Source organism: Paenarthrobacter sp. AB444, from assembly GCF_028736865.1.
Taxonomy (GTDB): Bacteria; Actinomycetota; Actinomycetes; order Actinomycetales; family Micrococcaceae; genus Arthrobacter; species Arthrobacter nicotinovorans_B.
Genome location: NZ_JAQZBY010000004.1, coordinates 177315 through 200041, shown reverse-complemented (window position 1 = coordinate 200041; position 22727 = coordinate 177315). Strand labels below are relative to the sequence as shown.

The following is a 22727-nucleotide window of genomic DNA, read 5'->3' as shown; positions in this document are numbered from 1 at the left end:
AGTAGTTCCAACTTTACCGCTTGGCACCGACTCAGTTTCCCGGATTAATGCGGACGACGGCGGCAGTCGCCTTCCTTGCGAAAAGGTGACTGCCGCCGTCGTGCTTTGGCCGTGTTCCGCCTAGCGGCGGACGACCGGGTTGGACAGGCGTCCAATGCCTTCGATCTCGACCTCGAAGCGGTCACCTTCGCTGACAAGACCGACGCCGGCCGGGGTTCCGGTCATGATGACGTCCCCGGGGAGCAGCGTGAATGCGTGCGAGACGATCGACACGAGCTCGCGGACGCCGCGGATCATCTGGTTGGTGCTGCCGTCCTGGCGGATCTCGCCGTTCAGCCGGCCCTGGATGGAGAGGTCCTCGTGGTCGAGCTCTGTTTCGATCCACGGCCCAAGGGGTGCCGAGGTGTCGAAGCCCTTGGCGCGTGCCCATTGGAGGTCCGTCTTCTGTACGTCGCGGGCCGTGAGGTCGTTGCCGCAGGTGTAGCCGAAGATGACGTCGTCCACGCGATCTTCCGGAACGTCTTTGCAAATCCGGCCGATCACGACGCAGAGCTCCGCTTCGAAGGAGACTTCCTCCGAGAACTCGGGAAGGACGATGGGATCGTTCGGACCGATTACCGAGGTGTTCGGCTTGAGGAAAAGCAACGGCTGCTGCGGGACTTCATTGCCGAGTTCCGCGGCGTGCTCTGCGAAGTTCCGGCCAACGCCAATCACCTTGCTGCGCGGAATGATCGGGGCCAGGAGCCGCACGTCTTCCAGCTTGTGCTTCACGTGGGTACGTTCGACGCCGTTGAAGAAAGGGTCGCCGTTGATGACAGTGATTTCCTCACTGCCGGGCTCGCCTTCGACAACGCCGTAAAGGGGATCAGAATCAACTACAAACCGGGCGATACGCATGGGCTCAAGCCTACAGTCATGGCTTAGCTTCGAAGGTAATCCAGCTGCGCCGCCACCGACGTTTCAGCCGCCCACCGGACGGAAGGATCGACGTCGGCGTACACCACGTCCGTCACTTGTGCGACGGTGGCGTGAGCGCCAACTTGCTCGAGGGCCGTCCTGATCTGGTCCAGTCGCTGCTGGCGATGATTGCGGTACTCACGGCACTTCTCATCGACGGCGGGCAGAACCGGTCCGTGGGCAGGGAGCAGCGTTGCCGGGCCGAGCGCTTCGAGGCGGTCCAGGCTGTTAAGGTAATCCCCCAGCCGGCCATCCGGATAGTCCAGCACGGTGGTGCCCCGTCCAAGAATGGTGTCGCCGGTGAGGACCGATCCATGCGGTCCGTCATCCGGCAAGTGGAAACAGAGCGAATCCGAGGTGTGGCCGGGGGTTGCCAGGACACGGATTTCGACGCCGCCTGCGTTCAGGACCTCACTGTCGATGAGTATTTCACCGCCGTGGCAATGCTCTTCCAAGGCTGCCCGGACCGGTGCGCCCGTGAGTTCGTGGAAGCGTGCGGATGCTTCGGTGTGGTCGGCATGACGGTGGGTGATGAGGACGACGTCGACCACGCCGGCGGCCGCCAACTCCGCCAGGTGCTGCTCGTCGCTGGGGCCCGGGTCCACAACGGCCACATGGCCGGAACCCGGCACACCGATCACGTAGGAGTTGGTTCCGTCCAGGCTCATCGGACCGGGGTTCGGAGCGAGCCGGAAGCGCGTCAGCTCGCTGCTGCGCTGCAGGGAAGAAGTGCCGTCGGTTGGGGACGGGCCATCCGGAGTCGCCGTTGGTTCAGAAGTCACCATCCCATCTTGGCACTACTTCCAACCCTCCATCACATCCCCACCCCTTCACCCCAACCCTCAATCACACCAAGACCGAGGCCCAAGGACGCCCGGGACGTGAGCGAGCGTCTGGATCAAACGGGCGGGGCGTGAGCGAGAGTCTGGATCAAACCGGTGGGACGTGAGCGAGCGATTCAATCAAACCGGTGGGATATGAGCGAGCGATTGAATCAAAGCGGGCGGGGTGTGAGCGAGCGTCTGGACCAAACCGGTGGGATGTGAGCGAGCGTCTGGAACGCACGACGGCGGCCGGTCACCTCTGCGAATCAAAGGTGACCGGCCGCCGTCGTGTGTTCGGGTGGCTAGACCAGGCGGGTCAGCCAGCCGTGGGTGTCCTCGACCGTTCCGGTCTGGATACCCAGAAGCTTCTCGCGGATGGCCATGGTGGTTTCTCCGGCCTTGGCATCTTCTGCGCCAATGAATTCGGTGGCATCCTTGAGGACACCGATCGGCGTGATCACGGCTGCAGTACCGCAGGCGAACACTTCGGTGATCTCACCGGAAGCAACGCCGTCGCGCCATTCGTCCAAGGTGATCTTGCGCTCGGAAACCTCGCGGCCCATGTCCTTGGCCACCTGGATCACCGACATACGCGTAACGCCCTCGAGGATGGTGCCGCTGAGGGCGGGAGTCACCAAGGAACCGTCCTTCATGACGAAGAAGACGTTCATGCCGCCAAGTTCTTCCACGGCGTCGTCGTTGAAGTGGTCCAGGAACAAAACCTGCTTGCAGCCGTTGGCTTCGGCTTCCTGCTGCGCGATCAGCGAAGCGGCGTAGTTGCCGCCGCACTTGGCCGCTCCAGTTCCGCCACGGCCAGCACGGGCATACTCACGGGAGATCCAGATGGAGACCGGCTTGAGCTCGCCGCCGAAGTAGTTGCCGGCAGGCGATGCGATGACGCGGAAGGACACTTCGCGTGCGGCCCGAACACCCAGGAAGGCCTCCGTGGCGATCATGAACGGACGAAGGTACAGAGCCTCGCCGTCGCCGGAGGGAACCCATTCCTGGTCCGCCTGCACGAGTTCGCGGATGGCGCCCAGGAAGTACTCTTCGGGCAGTTCCGGAAGGGCAAGCCGGCGGGCCGACTTGTTCAGGCGTGCCGCGTTGGCCTCGGGACGGAAGGTCCACACGGAACCATCGGCGTGACGGTAGGCCTTGAGGCCCTCGAAGATCTCCTGGCCGTAGTGCAGGACCGCCGCCGAAGGATCCAGGGAGATGGGGCCGTAGGGCTCGATCCGGGCATTCTGCCAACCGCCATTGCCATCGGCGTCGACTTTGTAGTCGACGACGGCGGTGTGGTCGGTGAAGTAGTCGCCAAAGCCTGGGTTCGCCAGGATGGCTGCACGCTCCTCAGCAGACTTCGGGTTTTCCGAGAGCTGCTGGCTGAATTCGACGCCATGGGCAGTCTGAGTCATGTTTCCTCCACAGTCAGCTACCTGGCATGGCGAACCGGGCCCCAAAAAGGGTGTGGTTCAGCGATGGACCAGGGAAGCAGATAAATAATTCAAGACAAGCTTACGCCTGCGTAATGGGCCTAAAGTGCGGCCGCGATGGCGTCACCGATGGCAGCGGTGCTGCGCGGTTCGCCGGTGCGGTTCTCGACGTCGGCAACAACTGCCGCTTCGATCTTTCGGGCCGCCGTGGTGTAGCCAAGGTGGTCCAAAAGGAGCACTGCGGAGAGGATGGCCGCGGTGGGATCGGCTTTTTGCTGTCCGGCGATATCCGGAGCTGAGCCGTGGACGGGTTCGAACATGGACGGTGCTGTGCGGTCCATGTTGATGTTCCCGGAGGCCGCCAAGCCGATGCCGCCCGTGACGGCAGCAGCGAGGTCGGTGAGGATGTCGCCAAACAGGTTGTCGGTGACGATCACATCGAAGCGCGAAGGGTTGGTCACCATGAAGATAGTGGCCGCGTCGATGTGCAGGTAATCGTGGGTGACGTCAGGGAACTCCTGCGCCACTGCTTCCACCGTGCGCTTCCACAGATGCCCTGCGAAAACCAGGACATTGTGCTTGTGCACGAGGGTGACGTGCTTGCGTGGGCGTTCGTTGGCCCGACGGAAGGCGTCCCGGACCACGCGCTCCACTCCATGGGCGGTGTTGAGCGAAACTTCGGTAGCTACCTCGTGCGGTGTTCCGCCGCGCAAGGTGCCGCCGTTGCCGACGTAGGGTCCTTCGGTTCCTTCGCGGACCACAATGAAGTCAATGGTTCCGGGGTCGGCCAAGGGGCTGCCTATTGTTCCGTACAGTCGGGAAGGACGCAGGTTCACATAGTGGTCCAGGCTGAAGCGGAGCTTGAGCAGCATCTCGCGTTCGATGATGCCTGAGGGAATGCGGGTATCACCAGGTGCTGCGCCCACGGCGCCGAAGAGGATGGCATCGCGCGTCCGGAGATCTTCAAGAACCTCGTCGGGCAGGGTCTCGCCTGTCTCAAGCCAGTGCTGGGCACCGAGCTTGTAGTGGGTCTGCTCAAGGGTGACGCCTTCGGCGGCGACGGCCTTTTCAAGGACCTTGACGGCTTCGGCGATGACCTCCGGGCCGATGCCGTCGCCGGGGATGACAGCGAGATTGATGGACGATGCACTCATAGGTCTATCTAGCCAAGCAATCCACATGCTGGTCAAAATCGTCTCACTCCTTGAACAGGCCGCGTCGGGACATCCAACCAGGGCATGATGCCCGCGCCCGGACACAACGCATAGAGTCATAGCGTGGACAGAAGGCACGCAGTATATGAATGGTTTCGGATCAACCGCTTCACAGTGGACTTGACGGCAACCTGCCTTCTCATTCTGCTCTTCGGTCCCGTCTACCTGCTCGCCGACCGGCCTTGGCTGTTCGTCCTGTCCTGCGCCCTTCTGTTGCCGCTCGCGTGGCGACGGACGCGCCCGGCAGTGGCGGCCGGCGTCGTCATCCTCGTGTGCCTTATCCAGTGGGCCGTCGGCGCTGAACCTGTAGCCGGCCAAATTGCCGTTCCGCTGATCATCTATGCCACCGCTGCTTATGGTCCGACGTGGGCAAGCCGCACAGTACTGGTCGCCGGCCTGGTGGGTGGGGTGATGCTCACGACGCGCGAATACACCGGCAGCGTGGAGTCGGGCATCATGGGCCTGACCATCGGGGCGCTCTACACGGTGCTGATCTGGATGCTGGTCCTGGTGAGCTGGACGCTCGGTGACCTCACCCGCGTACGCAGGCTCCAGCTCCAGGCCCTCGAGGACCGTACCCGCCGGATGGAAGTGGAGCAGTCCCAGGAACGGAAACTGGCCGCCGCCGACGAACGCTCCCACATCGCCCGAGAGATGCACGACATCGTGGCGCACTCGCTGTCTGTCATCATCACGCAGGCAGACGGTGCAAGATACGCCGCCGCAGCGAAACCCGAACTTGCCACCGAAGCCCTGGCCACCATCGCCGCCACGGGAAGGGATTCGCTGGGTGAGATGCGGCGCTTGCTCGGCATCCTGCGCTCAGACGGCGATTCCACCACGCGTCCGCAGCCAAGGCTTTCGGACCTGGATGAACTGCTCCTGGGCTTCCGGGCGGCCAGTCTCCAAGTGGGCTACCAGCACGTCGGGACACCTCGACGGCCTCTTCCCGCCGGGGCGGAACTCACTGCGTACCGCATCATCCAAGAGGCCCTGACCAACGTCATGAAGCACGCGGGTCCCAAGGCAACGGCCAACTTGACGCTGAGCTGGCAGGCCCGGGGCCTGCAGCTGGACATCGTCGACGACGGCCGGGGCGCCGCTGCCGATCCGCCGGCTGCAGGTGGCGGCAACGGGCTGCCGGGAATGGCTGAGCGCGTCTCGCTCTACGATGGTTCCTTGACAGCCGGCCCCGAACAAGGCGGTGGCTTTCGAGTGTCCGCATTCATTCCCTATTCGGAGGCCTAGCAATGCCTGAACTGCCCGCACCCATCCGGGTTGCCCTCGTCGATGACCAGCAGCTGGTCCGTTCGGGCCTTGGGATGCTCATCAACTCGCAACCCGATCTCGAGGTGGTAGCCGAGGCAGGCAACGGGATTGAAGCCATCCAAGCACTGGGCGCCACCACCGCCGACGTGGTCCTCATGGACGTCCGCATGCCCGGCATGGACGGAATCGAGGCAACCAGGCGCATCCTGGAACAGGCAGCAGCCCAACCTGCTGGTTCACAACGTGCGGACATCAAGATCGTTGTCCTCACGACGTTCGACCTGGACGAGTATGCGCTGGCAGCCATCCAGGCCGGTGCCAGCGGGTTCCTCCTGAAAGATGCCCCGCCTGAAGAACTGCTCGAAGCCATCCGCACTGTCTACCGGGGCGACGCGGTGATCGCACCATCGACCACCCGCCGCCTGCTGGACCACGTGGCACCCCTGCTCAGGACCCAGACCCCCGAGCAAAGCGAGCACGCGGCCGCCGTCGAAACCCTCACGAACCGCGAGCGCGAGGTGTTCCAGCTCATCGCCCAGGGCAAGTCCAATCCGGAAATCGCGGCGGGGCTTTTCCTGTCCGAAGCCACGGTGAAAACACATGTGGGACATATCCTGGCCAAGCTGGGAGCCCGGGACCGTGTCCAGGTGGTGGTCATCGCCTATGAGACGGGCGTTGTGGCCCCGGGGACCTAGGCCGGCTCAGACCAGGGTATGAGCACCGGCCGGCGACAATGGGTCCACAGCCCGATCCCGCAGGCCCGGGCCCGACAATAGCGTGGAACCATGACGACATTCACGCCTCTCCCCCACCCTCCCGGAACCGGCCATCAGGCGGCGTCGGACACCGCCCGTCCCGCCGTCGAGGCTTTCAAACTGACCAAGAGCTACGGTCGCGCCGACACCAGAGTGACCGCCTTGAACGAAGTCTCGGTGAGTTTCGACGCCGGGAAGTTCACGGCCATCATGGGTCCCTCAGGTTCGGGCAAGTCCACGCTGATGCACTGCCTGGCGGGGCTGGATAACGCTGACTCGGGCCGCATCCTCCTGGGTGGAACCGAGCTCACCGGACTCAGTGACCGACAGCTCACAGCTCTCCGGCGGGAACGGATCGGCTTCGTGTTCCAGGCCTTCAACCTGGTCCCTACCCTGACGGCCGAGCAGAACATCACGCTGCCGCTCGGCTTGGCGGGAACAACGGCCGACGCCGGTTGGCTGGATACGGTCGTAACCACCCTTGGGTTGAAGGACAGGTTGAAGCACCGCCCCCACGAGCTCTCCGGCGGCCAACAGCAACGCGTGGCAGTAGCCCGGGCGCTGCTGACCCGTCCCGACGTCGTATTCGGTGACGAACCCACGGGCAACCTGGACTCCAGAGCGGGAGGCGAGGTGCTGGCGCTGCTGCGCCGCAGCAGCCTGGAGATGGGCCAGACCATCATCATGGTTACCCATGACCCCGTAGCGGCCAGTTACGCAGACCGTGTGGTGTTGATGAGCGACGGCGGCCTGGTGGGCGAGATCCACCAGCCCACGGCGGACTCCGTCCTGACCGCCCTTGGCAAGCTGGGGGCCTGAAGCATGTTGCGGGTTGCCCTGTCCCAATTGACGACGCATTACCGGCGTTTCATAGCCATCGGGCTTGCCGTGATGCTGTCCGTCATGTTCCTTTCCTCAACGCTCATGGTGGGCGCGAGCACCAATGCTTCTCTGGGGGCCAGCATCGGGGAGGCTTATCGAAACGCCGATCTGGTGGCTACGTCGAAGAGTGGTGAAGCTTTCTCCCAGGCCGCCGTGGATGCTGCAGCTTCCTCCCCTGCTGTGGAAGCCAGCTACGCCGAACGCTCCACGTACGTGACCTTTGAGGCCGGCGGCGGCGAGCAATACGGGAAGCTGCGGAATACTGCGCCGGCATCCTTGGAAAGTGCTGTGCTTGCCTCGGGCTCCATGCCCGGCAGCGCCTTGGAAGCAGCCATTGACGTCAAGTCCGCCGAGCACCTCGGCCTGGCAGTAGGCAGCACACTGGAATTGCATGGCGGAGGTCCGGTCAAGAACGCCAAAGTTACTATCTCGGGCTTGATCCAGGCCACCAATGACCCGTTCTCTTCTTCGGCTGCCCAACTGCTTTCCTCCGAGTCCGTCCTGAATGCAGTCCAGGACGCTGGCGCGGGATACTCGAGCCTGCAATTCGCCCTCAAACCCGGTGAAGACGTTTCCGCTGCCAAGGACTACATCGCCCATCGCATGGAGGCTGCCGGCGCGGTGGGGCCTGTACTGGAAACAGCCCAGGAGAAAGTCACTTCGACAGTGGCCATGCTGAGCGCCGGGCAAGACCAGTTGACGATTGTCCTCCTTGCCTTCGCCGGGATTGCCATATTGGTCTCCACCCTGGTGGTTGCCAATACGTTCTCTGTCCTGGTGGCGCAGCGGACCAGGGAATTGGCGCTCCTGCGGTGCCTGGGCGCAGGGCGCGGCCAGATCCGGGGCTCGGTGATGCTGGAGGCGCTGGTTGTCGGAGTCGTCTCCTCGGTATTGGGCGTCCTGGCCGCCACAGGCTTGATGACTGCCCTGATCGCCTGGGCCAAGTCGCAGCCCGAGCAGGCCTTCGCTACGTTGGCCGTACCGCCGTCGGCCATTATTGCCGGTTTGGTGGCCGGAACGTTCCTGACAGTCGTTGCGGCGCTGGTCCCCGCGAAGGCGGCCACCGCCATCGCGCCTCTTGCCGCCTTGCGGCCTGCGGACGACGCGTCAGTGCGGAACCGTCGCGGCAAGGTCAGGCTGTTCGTGGGTCTGCTGGCCTTGGTGGGCGGAGCTGCCCTGCTGGTGTACGGCAGCGTCAACGTGGTCCTTGGGGTTGCCCTGCTGGGCGGTGCGGTCTCCTTCGTGGGCATCCTGCTGTGTTCTACGCTGTTCATTCCCGGAGTGGTTGCCTTGGCCGGGCGTCTCGCGGCACCGGCCGGTGTTCCGGGCAAGCTCGCAGCGGTGAACGCCACGCGCAATCCGGCCCGCACCTCGGCGACTGCTGCCGCGCTGCTGATCGGCGTCACTCTGGTGTCCCTCATGATGACCGGCGCAGCTACCTCCCGTCAGGCATTCAACGACACGCTTGCTGAGAACTACCCCGTGGACCTCGCCGCACAGACGGCCGGATCGGCAGATACCGCGCAGGCAGTCGCCCGGATCAAAGGGCTCGACGGCGTCAGCGCAGCGGTCCTGCTTCAGCCGCTCGGGACTATCCATGACGACACGAGCGGTGGTGCCGCCACGGTTTATGGTCTGTCCGCCGGCGATGCCGCGTCAGTACTGCGCGATAACAACCTCAAGCCGGTTCCCGGTACGGTCTACCTGCCCGAAGATTCACCGGAGGGTGCAGCAGGCATGACGACGGCGGGCGGCAACGTCACGCTCGACTCGAAGGTCCTGCGGACGCGCCATGTTCCGGCATTCGTCGAGTCCTCCAGCATCAGTTCCGGTCCCCTGCCGGAAACCCCCGGGATGGTGTGGGTGAAGCTGGATGATTCCGTCTCCGGTGACCGTGTCCAAGCCATCCAGAAGGACATCGCTTCGGCCCTGGGAGTCCACGAACGGACCGTCAGCGGTGCGGCCATCGAGCGCGTGACGTTCAACAGCATCATCGATGTCCTGCTGTTGGTGGTTACAGGTCTGCTGGGTGTCGCCGTCGTGATTGCGTTGATCGGCGTAGCCAACACCTTGTCCCTGTCAGTCCTGGAGCGGACCCGCGAGAACTCGCTGTTGCGTGCCCTCGGCCTGACGACCGGTCAGCTGCGCGGGATGTTGGCCATCGAGGCCGTGCTCGTTGCAGGTGTTGCGGCCGTCATGGGCGCCGGCATGGGGATTGTGTACGGATGGCTCGGCGCGCAGGCGACCTTGGGCGACTTGGCCAACGTGGTTCCCACGGTGCCTTGGCTGCAGTTGGCTGCCGTGTTTGGGGTGGCCGTGGTGGCAGGGCTCCTGGCCTCGGTGATCCCGGCGCGGCGCGCGGCGCGCTTGTCGCCGGTGGAGGGCCTCGCCACCGCCTGATCGCTCGCTCACATTCGGCGGGTCTTACAAGAAACGCTCTCTCACTTTGCCGCCGAATCCGGCGGGAAGTGAGAGAGCGTTTCTTTTCTGTTGGTATTACGTGAGAGAGCGTCTAGGGCTTAGGCCTCAGCGGGTTCTTCGTAGCGCGGGAAGACCGGTGCGGGCGCCGGCAGCTCGGTCCCCGCCACCAGGGAGGTGGCAATGGCGGAGAACTGGCGTGCCTCACCTTCGGGCTGTCCCAGCACATCCAGGAGCTTGGCGGACGACGACGGCATCACGGGTTGGGCGAGGATCGCGATGATCCGCACGACCTCCAGCGTGACGTACAGGACCGTGTTCATCCGCTCGAGGTCGGTCTTCCGCAGTACCCACGGAGCCTGCTCGGCGAAGTAGGCGTTCGTGTCACCCAACACCGTCCACATGGCTTCGAGCGCCCGGCTGAACTCCTGCTTCTCAAAGGCACTGCGCGCTGTCTCCAGCAAGGCGCCTGCCTGTGCAAGGAGTGCTTCGTCCTCGGCCGTGAGGGCACCTGGCTGCGGGACCTTTCCATCGCAGTTCTTCGCCACCATGGACAAGGAACGCTGGGCAAGGTTGCCGAAGTTGTTGGCAAGGTCGGCATTCATGCGGCCCACGATGGCTTCGTGGTTGTAGTTACCGTCAGCACCAAACGGAACTTCGCGGAGGAAGAAGTAACGGCACTGGTCCAGTCCGTACTGTGCCACGAAGTCCTGGGGCGCCACGACGTTGCCCAACGACTTGGACATCTTCACGCCGTTGTTGGTCAGGAAGCCATGGATCATGACGCGCTGCGGAAGTTCCAGCCCCGCACTCATCAGGAACGCGGGCCAGTAGATCGCGTGGAACCGCGAAATGTCCTTGCCGATCACATGCACATCCGCTGGCCAGAACTTCTTGAACGACTCTGACTCGATGTCCGGGTAGCCCACACCTGTCAGGTAGTTGGTCAAGGCATCAACCCACACATACATGACGTGCTTCGCATCGCCCGGAACCGGAACACCCCAATCGAAGGTCGTACGGCTGATGGACAGGTCTTCCAGTCCGCGCCTGACAAAGCTGATGACCTCGTTGAAGCGTGACTGCGGCGCGCCGAACTCAGGCTGTTCTTCGTAAAGCGCCAGGAGCTTTTCCTGGTAGTTGGAGAGCCGGAAGAAGTAGCTTTCCTCCGCGGTCCAGCTGACCAGGGTGTCCGTTTCCTTGGAGTAGCGGAGACCGTCCTCCTTCACTACGGTGTCGTCCTCGACGTAGTAGGCCTCGTCGCGGACCGAGTACCAGCCTTCGTACTTGGAAAGGTAGATGTCGCCGTTGGCTTCCATCTTTTTCCAGATGGCCTGCGAGGCCGCGTAGTGGTCCTGGTCGGTGGTGCGGATGAAGCGGTCGTAGGAGATGCCCAGGTCCTGGCTCATCTGCTTGAACGCTGCGGAGTTCCGGTCTGCCAGCTCCTTGGCGGAGATGCCTTCCTTCTCCGCCGACTGCTGCATCTTGAGGCCGTGCTCGTCCGTCCCCGTCATGAAGAACACTTCATGGCCGTCAAGGCGCTTGAAGCGTGCCATGGCATCAGTGGCAATGACCTCATAGGCGTGGCCGATGTGCGGCACACCATTGGGGTAACTGATGGCGGTGGTGATGTAGAACGGGGATTTCTCTGGAGACGTCACTCTAAGAAGTTACCTTTTTTTCGAATGAAATAGCTTAGTTAAGTTCCGTCAGCGTATCGCTGAGGCGGACCAGCTCGTGGTCGTGTGACGCGACGAGTACAGCGATGCCATCGCTGGTGGTGTCCTTGAGGATGCCGATGATGCGGTTCGCTGCAGCCCGGTCAAGGCTTGCCGTGGGTTCGTCGACCACCAGCACGCGTGTGCCGAGGATCAAGGCACGCGCGATCGCCACACGCTGGCGCTCACCGCCGGAGAGCTGGGCCGGGCGGTGGCGCATACGGCGCCCGAGGCCCACCAGGTCAAGGAGGTCCTTTGCCATTTCGGTGCGCTGTTCAACTTCGCCATCCGGGACAGCGGGAAGCAGCACGTTCTCCAGGGCGCTCATGCCATCGATCAAGGCGCCGCCCTGGTCCACGTAGCCGATCAGTGCCCGGCGGCGGTCGGCGATTTCGTCGTCGCCCATGCCGTCCAGGGGCTGGCCCTCCCAGAAGACCTTGCCCGACGTCGGCAGCGTCAGTCCCGCGCTGACCGTCAGGATACTGGTCTTGCCAGAGCCGCTTCGGCCGGCGACACAGTGCATCTCGCCTGCGTGCAGGGTGAGGTTGAAGTCATCGACGACGTCGACTTCCTCCGCGCCGCCCTTGTCGCCGCCGTAGTGGATGGTGACCCGGCTCAGTTCCAGGGGGGTTGCGTGGTCGGCAGCCCTGACGATCGTGTTGGCGCGGGTCTGCAGCGAATCTTCCGTTGTCTCCGGGGTGGCCTTCAGCTCGGGGTTGAGGTTGTCAGTCATTTGACTACTTTCGTTGCAATGGGAATCCAGCAAATTACGGCCAGCAGGCCGGCGAGCCCGGCCCACAGCGCTGCGTAGGGGGCAAGGAGCAAACCGAGCCCCAGGGCACCGAGGACACCCAAGGGAAGTGCCACTGTGCCGACAAGTGCGTTTTCGAAGAACCGGACCTGGCCCAGCATGTCCGGGTTCCAGCCCATGGCCCGCAGCGTACCCAGGTACTCGCGCTTGGCGTGGAGCTCGAACCTTCCGGTGACCAGGGTCAGCAGGAGGCCGACTACGACGCCGAAGACAGCAAGGGTCACGCTCGGCAGGGCGATGCTGGCTGCGGCCAGGCCACTGAGGGCGCTGGCACCTGCCGCCCGGGGGATGTCGATCAGCAAGGCGATCAGGGCACCGACTGCAGCGCCGAAAACGCCGACTGCCACAGCAAGGGAAATGGAGTTGAACCGGTTGGTAGTCAGCTGCCTGTTGGCGAACGTCAGGGGCGAGTCCACCGTTACCAGCCGCTCGTCGTGCTGCGGCTCCTGGTCGATCACCACACGGTGCCGAAGCTGCTGGGCTGCGAGCAGGGCAGCGGCACTGTAGATGAGCAGCATGGTCACCGAGACGATGACGGTGGCGATGTTCCAGCTCAGCAAGCTCAAGATGACGCCCGCTGCGGCCAGGGCGGCAGCACCAACGGCGAACTCTTCCAAAACCCAGGAGCGGATGCGCTTTTGCGTCCAGCCCATGGCCCGGAGGATTCCTGCCTCGCTCCTGCGCTGGCGGATGTAACTGACGGTGGACGCTCCGGTCAGGAGGGTGGCGCCGAGCAGTGTCAGGAAGAGCAAGGTGATGTTGGTTCCGGTCAGAGAGCCGGACACAGCGTCGGCCGCGTTCTGCCGGACCCAGGACTGCTGGACCGTGCCCAGAGCAGACTCCTTGCCGGCGTCGTCCTTGCTGTAGCCGGGAACGAAGATGTTGGCGTCTTCACGCGCCGAACCTGCCACGACCGTAGCTTCCAAGCCGAGGTCGCGGATCTGGGATGCCAGCTTCTCGACCTCGGGCTGTGCCGTCTTCCAGTTGCCGGCGGCGTTCGCGCGGACCCGAACGGCGTCGATGACATTGGCGTTGGAGTCGTAGCCACGCGCCGCTGCAAGGCCGTAGTAGTCGGTAATGGCACCGGCAGACTGGCTGACGAGGCCCGTTGCACTGAGCGAAGGCTTGAGCTCCGCGCTGGCGACATCCTTGCCTTCGGCATCCTTGGTCAGCGTCATGGGCGTGGGATCATAACCGCCCAACGGCAACTTGTTGACGTCACCGGCAGCGGCCTGGACTGCGGAAGGATCGAAGGTGCCGTAAACCATGGGCAAAGGCGCGGCAGGCTTTTTACCCGTCTCGAGGTCTTCCCGGTACGAACGCTCGTCCACGGGCTTGCGCTGCGTCTGGTCCACAGCGGCACCGAAAGAGGACTTCTCAGGCAAGCGGTTGACGGTAACCCAGTCCCCCGGCGTCGCGCTCTTGTCGGAAGCGCCGTTGGCAGCCTCATCGCCGTCCTTGTACTGCGGCGCCGCCGCGAACGTCGTGCTCCAGGTTGCCGGGTTGTACAAGCCCTGGCCGAAAGCAGCGGTGCTGCCCAGGAGTTGGCTGTGGTCAGTGGAGCCGGGCCATTCAAGGGCGAACGGAGACTTGGAGACGAAGGGCAGGTAGTCCTTGTCCAGGGAACGGGTGACGGTTCCCACGTCCTTGACGACCTTGCCGTTGGAATCGAGTTCCTCGATTTTCACCGAGTACTTCAGGTCCAAGGACGTGCCCGTGCGGACAATCAAGGGAATGGCTTTCGAATCAGCGGTCAGCAGGCCGTCGCGCTTGGCTTGCTGGTACTGCGTCATCAGCGGTGCCCAATACTTGAGCTTCACGCCAAGGAAATCAGGGCCCTCTTCCAGTTGCTGCATGCTCAGGCCCGTGGTGAAGAGGCTTTCGAAATGGCGGCCGATCGCACCGGCGTCGCGGGCGTCCGCCGGCGGAGCCTTCTCCAACGGCGCAAGGAAGTCTCCCGCAGAACCCAGCAGCGCCCTTTCGGCGGCGGGATCGACGGCGACGACGGACTCGGTCACCTCAGGCGCCATGGGAAGCGCCACGGAGAGATTGAAGAGGTTGTGCTCGGAGCCCAGGGCGGGAGCCGGGAACTTGATGCCGGTTTCGCCATCCGGACCGGCAATCCGGACGTTGCTGCCACCGGCTGCCTGCTCCTGCACGAGGCGTCCCTTGCCCAGGGTGCCTTCGGCGCTGGTCTTGAAGAGCGTCTGCTCCTTGACTCCGTCGGAGCTGGTGGCTGATGCAGTCAAGCGGTACTTCTTGGGTGAATCCGAGAACACCGACTCCGCTGCCGGCCATTTGCTGGAGTCCATGGCGGACGGGTCGCCGGCGGTGACAGCGCCGGCGAGGCCTGCGTTGTAGCCCAGGTAGTCCATCGCGTTCAATCGCGGAGCTTCAAGGTTCTGCGATACCCGCGAGACCAGGCTGATGGGTGCTGCGACGGCAGTCTGGCCCATTCCGCGGATCTTCTCCAGCTGGTCAAAGCTGATCCCACCCTGGCCGTTGGCGATTTCCGGCTGGATCAATGCACCGCCGTCGCCATTTTGTGACTGGTCCGGCTTCGCCTGGACCAGGATGTCGTAGAGTCCCCGCGAGTTCTCGTCCACTGTCCTGTTCAGAGCAGCCTGCGACTGGCTCTGGACGAGGACGGACAAGCACATGGCGACGATCAAAATGGCCGCGGTCAGCAGCAGCACACGGCTTCTGATGAACCTTTGGACGGCGTTCATTGGGCTCCCTGGGACCTTGATAGCGGGCGCGCACACGTTGTCCGGGATTCCTGAAAAAACACAGCGGAATACCGGGCTGAATGTGCTGAAAGTAGTGGCCGGCCTGCTGCCGGGTCCGAATCCCGGACCCAGCCATTGTAAGCAGACCGGCCACTTCTGCGTGCCATGGGTGTGTCGCCGGCACGCGATCTTCAGCTGATGTGGATCAGTCTTCCAGGTCCACTTCGCGGACCATGTCGGCACCGATACCGGCCTTGATGGCCTCCAGTACCTGCTGCGGAACAGAGCTGTCGATGGTCAGGAGCGCCAACACCTGGCCGCCCTCGGTTTGGCGGGCAACCTGCATGCCACCAATGTTGATGTTGTTCATGCCGAGGATGTGGCCGATGGTGCCGATCACGCCGGGGCGGTCCGAGTAAGCCACCACGACCAGGTGCTCGCTGATCGGAATTTCGACGTCGTAGCCATTGACGCCCACCAGCTTCTCCACCTGCTTGGGACCGGTGAGGGTACCGGCCACGGAGATCTGCGAACCGTCACTGAGAGCACCACGGATGGTCAGGACGTTCCGGTAGTCCTCGGCGTCGGGAGTGGTGATAAGCCGGGTGTTGATGCCGCGCTGCTCGGCGATGACGGGCGCGTTCACGTAGGAAACCTGCTCGGTGACGACGTCGGCGAACACACCCTTCAGGGCTGCCAACTCCAGCACCTTGACGTCCAAAGCGGAGATCTCACCGGCAACTTCGACGTCGATCTGCGTCAGCGATGCATGGGTGAGCGCAGTGAAGATCCGGCCCAGCTTTTCGATCAGCGGGATGCCCGGACGGACGTCGGGGGCTATGACGCCGCCGGCTACGTTCACGGCATCCGGCACCAGTTCGCCGGCCAGCGCCAGGCGGACGGACTTTGCCACGGACACGCCGGCCTTTTCCTGGGCTTCATCCGTGGAGGCGCCCAGGTGCGGGGTGACGACGACGTTGTCCAGTTCGAAGAACGGCAGGTCGGTGCTGGGCTCCTTGACGAAGACATCCACGCCTGCGCCGGCAATCTGGCCTTCCTTCAGGGCAACGTAGAGTGCTTCTTCGTCCACGAGGCCGCCACGGGCGACGTTGATGACGTAGGCGGATTCCTTCATCTTGCGGAAGGCGTCAGCCCCAAGCATGCCAACCGTCTCCGGGGTCTTGGGCATGTGGATGGTGATGAAGTCGGAGTTCTCCAGGAGTTCATCGAGCGTGACCAGCTTGACGCCAAGCTGCGCTGCCCGGGCCGAGGTGATGTAGGGATCGTAGGCCAGGATTTCAGTTTCGAAGCCCTGCAGGCGTGCCGCCACCAAAGCGCCAATGCGGCCCAGGCCAATGATGCCGATCTTCTTTTCGAAGAGCTCGATGCCGGTGTACTTGGATCGCTTCCATTCGCCGTTCTTCAACGCCGAGCTGGCCTGCGGGATGTGGCGGGCGAGGCTGAGGATGTGTCCCACGGTGAGCTCAGCGGCCGAGACGATGTTGGAGGTCGGTGCGTTGACCACCATGACACCGGCCTGCGTGGCGGACTTGATGTCCACGTTGTCCAGGCCGACGCCTGCACGGGCGATGACCTTGAGGTTCTTGGCCGCGGCGATGGCTTCGGCGTCAACCTGGGTGGCGGAGCGGACCAGGATGGCGTCGACGTCGGCGATGGCAGACAGCAGCTGGGAACGGTCGGCGCCGTCGGTCTGGCGGATTTCGAAATCCGGGCCCAGTGCCTCGACTGTTGCGGGCGAAAGTTCCTCAGCGAGGAGGACTACGGGTTTGCTGGCTGACACGGGGTGGCACCTTACTTTGGAGAACGTGGGACAGAACTGGACAAGGAGCGGATGCGTGGCCCGGGGCACGGCGCCGGGACCAGCCCAGAATATCGAATCCGGGCGGTGTTTCCGCCAGCCGGGGGGCGATGTTACGCCCGGACCGGAGGGGATGTGAAGAAGTTCACAGCAGCAGCGTGCCGGCAATTCGGTGGAGGAATGCGTCGGGAAACAGCGAAGCCCGCCCGGCTGTAACCTGCCGGGCGGGCGTCGTTGCTTAGTGCTGCTGCATCACTGCTGGACAGTGGTTAATCAGCGGGCAGTGGTTAATCAGCGGGCTGCGGAGCCTTCGACGTAGTCGGCGTCCTGCTGCTGCCAGGAGAAGAGGGAGCGCAGTTCGCGGCCAACTTCTTCGATCGGGTGCTTCTCGGCCTTGGCACGGAGTTCCTTGAACTCGGTTGCGCCGTTGTCCTGGTCATCAATGAAGCGCTTGGCGAAAGCACCGTTCTGGATGTCCGCGAGGACAGCCTTCATGTTTTCCTTCACCTCGGGGGTGATGACGCGGGGGCCGGAGACGTAGTCGCCGTACTCAGCGGTGTCGGAAACGCTCCAGCGCTGCTTGGCGATGCCGCCCTCCCACATGAGGTCAACGATGAGCTTGAGCTCGTGAAGAACCTCGAAGTAGGCGATCTGCGGCTGGTAGCCGGCCTCGGTCAGGGTCTCGAAGCCGTACTGGACAAGCTGGGAGACACCGCCGCAGAGGACGGACTGCTCGCCGAAGAGGTCCGTTTCGGTCTCTTCGGTGAAGGTGGTCTTGATGACGCCGGCGCGGGTGCCGCCGATGGCCTTGGCGTAGGACTTGGCCAGGTCCCAAGCGGAACCGGAAGCGTCCTGCTCGACGGCGATGATGTCCGGAATGCCACGGCCGGCTTCGAATTCGCGGCGCACGGTGTGTCCCGGTGCCTTCGGAGCGATCAGGATGACGTCGACACCGGCCGGAGCCTCGATGTAACCGAAGCGGATGTTGAAGCCGTGTGCGAAGGCAAGGGCCTTGCCCTCGGTCAGCTTGTCCTTGATGGAGTCGTTGTAGATCGAGCGCTGGTGCTGGTCCGGTGCCAGGATCATGATGACGTCTGCCCATTCGGCAGCGTCGGCAACGTTCTTGACCGTGAAGCCTGCGTCTTCGGCCTTTGCGGCCGACTTTGAGCCGTCCTTGAGCGCGATGACAACCTCGACGCCGGAATCGCGCAGGTTGAGCGCGTGGGCGTGGCCCTGGGAACCGTAGCCAACGATGGCTACCTTGCGGCCCTGGATGATCGACAGGTCTGCGTCGTCGTCGTAGAACATTTCAGTCACTTGCGTAACTCCTCTTGAGTGGATTTCTTAGATATTGATTGTGGTGCTGCGGTACTGGGCACTGCCCGCGTAGGCATTGCTCACGCGGAGCGAAGCGCCCTGTCACTCATGGAGCGGGATCCCCGTCCAACGGCCAAGGTGCCGGACTGCACGATTTCACGGATGCCGAATGGCTCGAGCACTGACAGGAGTGCGGCGAGCTTCTCGGGGGTACCGGTTGCCTCGATCACCAACGAGTCTGTGGACACGTCGACGACGGCGGCACGGAACAGGTCTGCAGCCTGGGTAACCTGCAGACGTGTCGCGGCATCCGCACGTACCTTGACCAGGATGTGGTCGCGTTGTACGGAAGATTCAGAAGTCAGTTCAACAATCTTGATCACGTTGACCAACTTGTTGAGCTGCTTGGTGACCTGCTCGATCAAGTCGCCGTCGGCGTCGACGACCACTGTCATGCGGGACATGCCGGGAACCTCGGTGGGTCCCACAGCGAGGGAGTTGATGTTGAACGCACGCCGGGCGAAGAGGCTGGCCACGCGGGTCAGTACGCCGGGCTTGTCTTCTACCAGAACGGACAGTGTGTGACGGGTCATGCCTAGTCCTCTTCTTCCCATTCCGGGGTCATGTTGCGGGCAACCTGGATCTGGTCATTGCTGACGCCTGCGGGCACCATCGGCCAGACCATCGAGTTGGGGCTCACCACGAAGTCGATGACCACGGGGCGGTCGTTGATCTCAAGGGCCTTCTGGATGGTCGCGTCGATGTCCTCGTCACGCTCGCAGCGCAGTGCGGCGCAGCCGTAGGCATCTGCCAGCTTGACAAAGTCCGGAATCCGGATGGTGTCATGGCCGGTGTTCAGGTCCGTGTTGGAGTAGCGGCCTTCGTAGAACAGGGTCTGCCATTGGCGGACCATGCCCAGCGAAGAGTTGTTGATGATGGCTACCTTGATGGGGATGTTGTTGATGGCGCAGGTGGCCAGTTCCTGGTTGGTCATCTGGAAGCAGCCGTCACCATCGATGGCCCAGACCACGCGGTCCGGTTCGCCGACCTTGGCGCCCATGGCGGCAGGTACGGAATAGCCCATGGTGCCTGCTCCACCCGAGTTCAACCAGGCGTGCGGACGCTCGTACTTGATGAACTGGGCAGCCCACATCTGGTGCTGGCCCACGCCCGCAACGTAGATGCCTTCAGGTCCGGTCAGCTCACCGATGCGCTTGATCACGCGCTGCGGCGCGCTCAGGCCGTCTTCCGGCTCGGTCCAACCCAGCGGGTAGGTCTCGCGCAGGTTGCCGAGGAACGCCCACCAGGAGTCGAGGTCCGGTGCACCGCTCAGCTCGAACTGGGTCTTCACTGCCTCGGTGAGTTCCGGGATGATTTCCTTGACCGAGCCTACGATCGGGACATCCGCCGTCCGGTTCTTTGAGATTTCGGCGGGGTCGATGTCAGCGTGGATGACCTTCGCAAAGGGAGCGAAAGTCTTCAGGACACCTGTGACGCGGTCATCGAACCGGGCGCCGAGGGTGATCAGCAGATCAGCCTGCTGAAGTGCCGTAACGGCCGAAACCGACCCGTGCATGCCGGGCATGCCAACGTGCTGGGGGTGGGAGTCGGGGAACGCACCGCGGGCCATGAGCGTGGTGACCACGGGAGCGCCGGTAGCCAGAGCGAGCTCCATGAGCTCCGCGGAGGCGTGGCCCTTGACCACGCCGCCACCGACGTACAGGACAGGCTTGCTGGCCGCAGCGATCAGCTTGGCAGCCTCACGTACCTGCTTGTTGTGGCCGCGGACCACGGGTCGGTATCCAGGCAGGTCCACTTTCGGAGGCCAGGAGAATGTCATCTGGCCCACCTGTGCGTCCTTGGCGATGTCCACCAGGACGGGACCGGGCCGGCCGGTGGAGGCCAGGTGGAAGGCCTCGGCCATGACATGCGGGATGTCGTTGGGGTCGGTCACCAGGAACGAGTGCTTGGTGATGGGCATGGTGATGCCCACGATGTCGGCTTCCTGGAAGGCATCGGTGCCGATGACTCCACTGGATACCTGGCCGGTGATGGCCACCATCGGCACGGAGTCCATGTGGGCATCCATGATGGCGGTAACGAGGTTGGTGGCACCGGGGCCCGAGGTGGCGATGCAAACGCCAACCCGTCCGGTAACCATGGCGTAGCCTTGCGCGGCGTGGCCGGCTCCCTGTTCGTGACGGACCAGGATGTGATTCATGCTGGAGGCCATCAAGGGGTCGTAGGTGGGCAGGATCGCGCCACCGGGCAAACCGAAAATATCGTCCACGCCGAGTTCTTCGAGCGAACGGACAATTGCTTGCGAGCCGGTCATCACCGTTGGGGGTACAACGTTGTTCGGCCCAAGTACAGGAGAGAGAGGTGCAGCAGCGTCGACGACGACGGCCTCAGCCGTACGGTCGACCTTTTCCGGAGCTTTGTGGGCTCCAGCGGACTTTGCAGCCATCAGCGAGGGGCTGATCGGCGATCCTTTGCTCATCGGACTCTTCCTTAGTGGATCTACAAATGGTGGGTCTTGCAAATAAAAAAACCCCTCAGCCTTCCGGCTCTTCGAGGGGTTTGCGCGTGACGGTTCGTTACCAGTCGGGCTAAGCCACGCGCTTGGTAAGGACGACGACGCCGACGGTAACGAATGTGATCATGCGTTCAGTGTTCCCTCAAAGTGAGATACGTGTCAATTGAGCACCATCGTATCTCACTATTTGGACAGCGATGTCCGCCTGCCGGACTCCGCCCCTCGGGTGGAGCGGAGTCACTGGCAGGACATCATCCGCAGTAGGCCCCCGTGGAGGCGCTGTGGACGAGCTTTGCGTACTTGGCCAGGACGCCCTTGGTGAACTTTGCCGGCAGCGGCTGCCAGCCCTCTTTCCGGGACTCGAGTTCGGCTTCGTCCACCAGGAGGTCGAACGAGCGGGCAGCGATGTCGACGCGGATGCGGTCGCCGTCCTTCACAAAGGCGATGGGACCGCCGTCGACCGCTTCGGGCGCAACGTGGCCGATGCACAAACCGGTGGTGCCTCCGGAGAAGCGGCCGTCAGTCAGGAGCAGGACGTCCTTCCCGAGGCCGGCGCCCTTGATGGCGCCGGTGATGGCAAGCATTTCGCGCATTCCCGGCCCGCCCTTGGGACCCTCGTAGCGGATCACGACGACATCACCCTTGTGGATTTCGCCCTTGTCCAAGGCATCCAACGCACCCTGCTCGCGCTCAAACACACGTGCAGTTCCCTCAAAGACGTCGGCGTCGAAGCCGGCGGTCTTCACCACGGCACCCTCAGGTGCCAGTGAACCGTGAAGGATGGTGATGCCTCCGGTCTTGTGGATGGGGTTGTCGAGCGCGCGCAGGATCTTGCCGTCCAGGTCCGGCGGGTTGATCGAGGCGAGGTTCTCGGCGAGGGTCTTGCCCGTCACGGTGAGGCAGTCGCCATGCAGCAGCCCGGCGTCGAGCAGTGCCTTCATGATGACCGGCACGCCACCGATCTTGTCGACGTCGGTCATGACGTAGCGGCCGAAAGGCTTGAGGTCGCCCAGGTGCGGGATCCTGTCGCCGATCCGGTTGAAGTCATCCAGCGTCAGTTCCACGTTCGCCTCTCGGGCGATGGCCAGAAGATGGAGCACTGCGTTGGTGGAGCCACCGAAGGCCATGGTGACCGCAATGGCATTCTCGAAGGCCTTCTTGGTCATGATGTCGCGGGCGGTGATGCCAAGGCGCAGCAGGTTCACCACCGCTTCGCCGGACTTGCGTGCGAAATCATCACGACGGCGGTCTGCCGACGGCGGCGCGGCAGACCCGGGAAGGGACATGCCAAGGGCCTCTCCGATGCAGGCCATGGTGTTGGCGGTGTACATGCCGCCGCAGGCACCTTCACCCGGACAGATGGCCTTTTCGATGCGGGTGAGGTCCTCCATGCTCATTTTGCCCGCTGCACAGGCTCCGACTGCTTCAAAAGCGTCAATGAGGGTGACTTCCTTTTCGGAGCCGTCCTCAAGCTTGACCCAACCGGGCATGATCGATCCGGCGTAGAGAAAAACCGAAGCGAGGTCCAGGCGGGCAGCGGCCATGAGCATCCCCGGAAGGGACTTGTCACAGCCGGCCAACAGCACGGAGCCGTCAATGCGTTCTGCCTGCATGACGGTTTCCACGGAGTCGGCAATGACTTCGCGGGAGACGAGCGAGAAGTGCATGCCCTCGTGGCCCATGGAGATTCCGTCGGACACGGAGATGGTGCCGAACTGCATCGGGAAGCCGCCGCCTGCGTGAACGCCTTCCTTGGCGCCCTGCGCAAGACGGTTGAGGGAGAGGTTGCAGGGGGTGATTTCATTCCACGAACTCGCCACGCCGATTTGGGGTTTGGCAAAGTCGTCATCGCCCATGCCGACGGCCCTGAACATGCCGCGTGCAGGAGCGGCGTGGATGCCATCGGTGACGGCCCGGCTACGGGGTTTGATGTCCGGCGCGTTCTCTGAAGCAGTGCTGGTGTCGGTCATGGTCCAAAGTCTATGTGCACCACGCGTCCCCAGGCCCTGTTCCCCGCCGGGTTAAGCAGCATCAGCCGAATATTG

At 63.4% G+C, this 22727-nt stretch carries 16 protein-coding genes; 4 read left to right on the top strand and 12 right to left on the bottom strand.

Going from position 1 to position 22727, the window contains the following annotated elements; translation table 11 throughout:
- Positions 1-120 precede the first annotated feature (120 nt).
- The 4 genes from PQ627_RS07460 to PQ627_RS07445 all read right to left on the bottom strand — a co-directional run bounded on the left by PQ627_RS07460 (position 121) and on the right by PQ627_RS07445 (position 4368).
- The gene (locus PQ627_RS07460) at positions 121-897 is read right to left on the bottom strand and encodes a fumarylacetoacetate hydrolase family protein (protein ID WP_274259631.1); all 777 of its coding nucleotides are present in this window, start codon (positions 895-897) and stop codon (positions 121-123) included.
- A 23-nt stretch (positions 898-920) separates the two neighbouring features.
- Positions 921-1739, bottom strand: a complete 819-nt coding sequence (locus PQ627_RS07455; RefSeq protein ID WP_373458757.1) for an MBL fold metallo-hydrolase — start codon at positions 1737-1739, stop codon at positions 921-923.
- Between the two features lie 344 nt (positions 1740-2083).
- Complete coding sequence (locus tag PQ627_RS07450) at positions 2084-3196, bottom strand: branched-chain amino acid aminotransferase (RefSeq protein WP_144659948.1); 1113 nt, start codon at positions 3194-3196, stop codon at positions 2084-2086.
- A 119-nt stretch (positions 3197-3315) separates the two neighbouring features.
- The gene (locus tag PQ627_RS07445; protein WP_274259627.1) at positions 3316-4368 is read right to left on the bottom strand and encodes a 3-isopropylmalate dehydrogenase; all 1053 of its coding nucleotides are present in this window, start codon (positions 4366-4368) and stop codon (positions 3316-3318) included.
- Between the two features lie 123 nt (positions 4369-4491).
- Between PQ627_RS07445 and PQ627_RS07440 the strand changes: the two genes are divergently transcribed.
- The 4 genes from PQ627_RS07440 to PQ627_RS07425 all read left to right on the top strand — a co-directional run bounded on the left by PQ627_RS07440 (position 4492) and on the right by PQ627_RS07425 (position 9734).
- The gene (locus PQ627_RS07440) at positions 4492-5676 is read left to right on the top strand and encodes a sensor histidine kinase (protein WP_144659946.1); all 1185 of its coding nucleotides are present in this window, start codon (positions 4492-4494) and stop codon (positions 5674-5676) included.
- Positions 5677-5678: 2 nt separating this feature from the next.
- Entirely contained in the window at positions 5679-6392 is a 714-nt protein-coding gene (locus PQ627_RS07435) for a response regulator (protein ID WP_274259624.1), read from the top strand.
- A 90-nt stretch (positions 6393-6482) separates the two neighbouring features.
- Positions 6483-7271 carry an ABC transporter ATP-binding protein gene (locus PQ627_RS07430; protein WP_274259622.1) on the top strand — a complete coding sequence of 263 codons (789 nt, stop codon included), beginning with the start codon at positions 6483-6485 and terminating at the stop codon, positions 7269-7271.
- Positions 7272-7274: 3 nt separating this feature from the next.
- A complete protein-coding gene (locus tag PQ627_RS07425) occupies positions 7275-9734 on the top strand; it encodes an ABC transporter permease (protein WP_274259620.1) in 2460 nt (819 codons plus the stop codon).
- Between the two features lie 119 nt (positions 9735-9853).
- Here PQ627_RS07425 and metG read toward each other — a convergent pair whose 3' ends face one another.
- The 8 genes from metG to ilvD form a co-directional block, all read right to left on the bottom strand.
- A complete protein-coding gene (gene metG / locus PQ627_RS07420; RefSeq protein ID WP_274259618.1) occupies positions 9854-11413 on the bottom strand; it encodes a methionine--tRNA ligase in 1560 nt (519 codons plus the stop codon).
- 34 nt (positions 11414-11447) lie between these two features.
- Complete coding sequence (locus tag PQ627_RS07415; RefSeq protein WP_274259616.1) at positions 11448-12203, bottom strand: ABC transporter ATP-binding protein; 756 nt, start codon at positions 12201-12203, stop codon at positions 11448-11450.
- Positions 12200-15010, bottom strand: a complete 2811-nt coding sequence (locus tag PQ627_RS07410) for an FtsX-like permease family protein (protein WP_144659940.1) — start codon at positions 15008-15010, stop codon at positions 12200-12202. Before PQ627_RS07410 ends, PQ627_RS07415 begins: the two co-directional genes overlap by 4 nt.
- Positions 15011-15215: 205 nt before the next feature.
- The gene (serA, locus tag PQ627_RS07405; protein WP_144659939.1) at positions 15216-16811 is read right to left on the bottom strand and encodes a phosphoglycerate dehydrogenase; all 1596 of its coding nucleotides are present in this window, start codon (positions 16809-16811) and stop codon (positions 15216-15218) included.
- Between the two features lie 309 nt (positions 16812-17120).
- Entirely contained in the window at positions 17121-18146 is a 1026-nt protein-coding gene (gene ilvC / locus PQ627_RS07400) for a ketol-acid reductoisomerase (protein WP_144659938.1), read from the bottom strand.
- An 80-nt stretch (positions 18147-18226) separates the two neighbouring features.
- Positions 18227-18739: an acetolactate synthase small subunit gene (ilvN, locus tag PQ627_RS07395; protein ID WP_021470923.1), complete on the bottom strand. Its 513-nt coding sequence runs from the start codon at positions 18737-18739 to the stop codon at positions 18227-18229.
- A 2-nt stretch (positions 18740-18741) separates the two neighbouring features.
- Positions 18742-20646, bottom strand: a complete 1905-nt coding sequence (locus PQ627_RS07390; protein WP_144659937.1) for an acetolactate synthase large subunit — start codon at positions 20644-20646, stop codon at positions 18742-18744.
- Between the two features lie 287 nt (positions 20647-20933).
- Positions 20934-22652: a dihydroxy-acid dehydratase gene (gene ilvD, locus PQ627_RS07385; RefSeq protein ID WP_144659936.1), complete on the bottom strand. Its 1719-nt coding sequence runs from the start codon at positions 22650-22652 to the stop codon at positions 20934-20936.
- Positions 22653-22727: the final 75 nt, after the last annotated feature.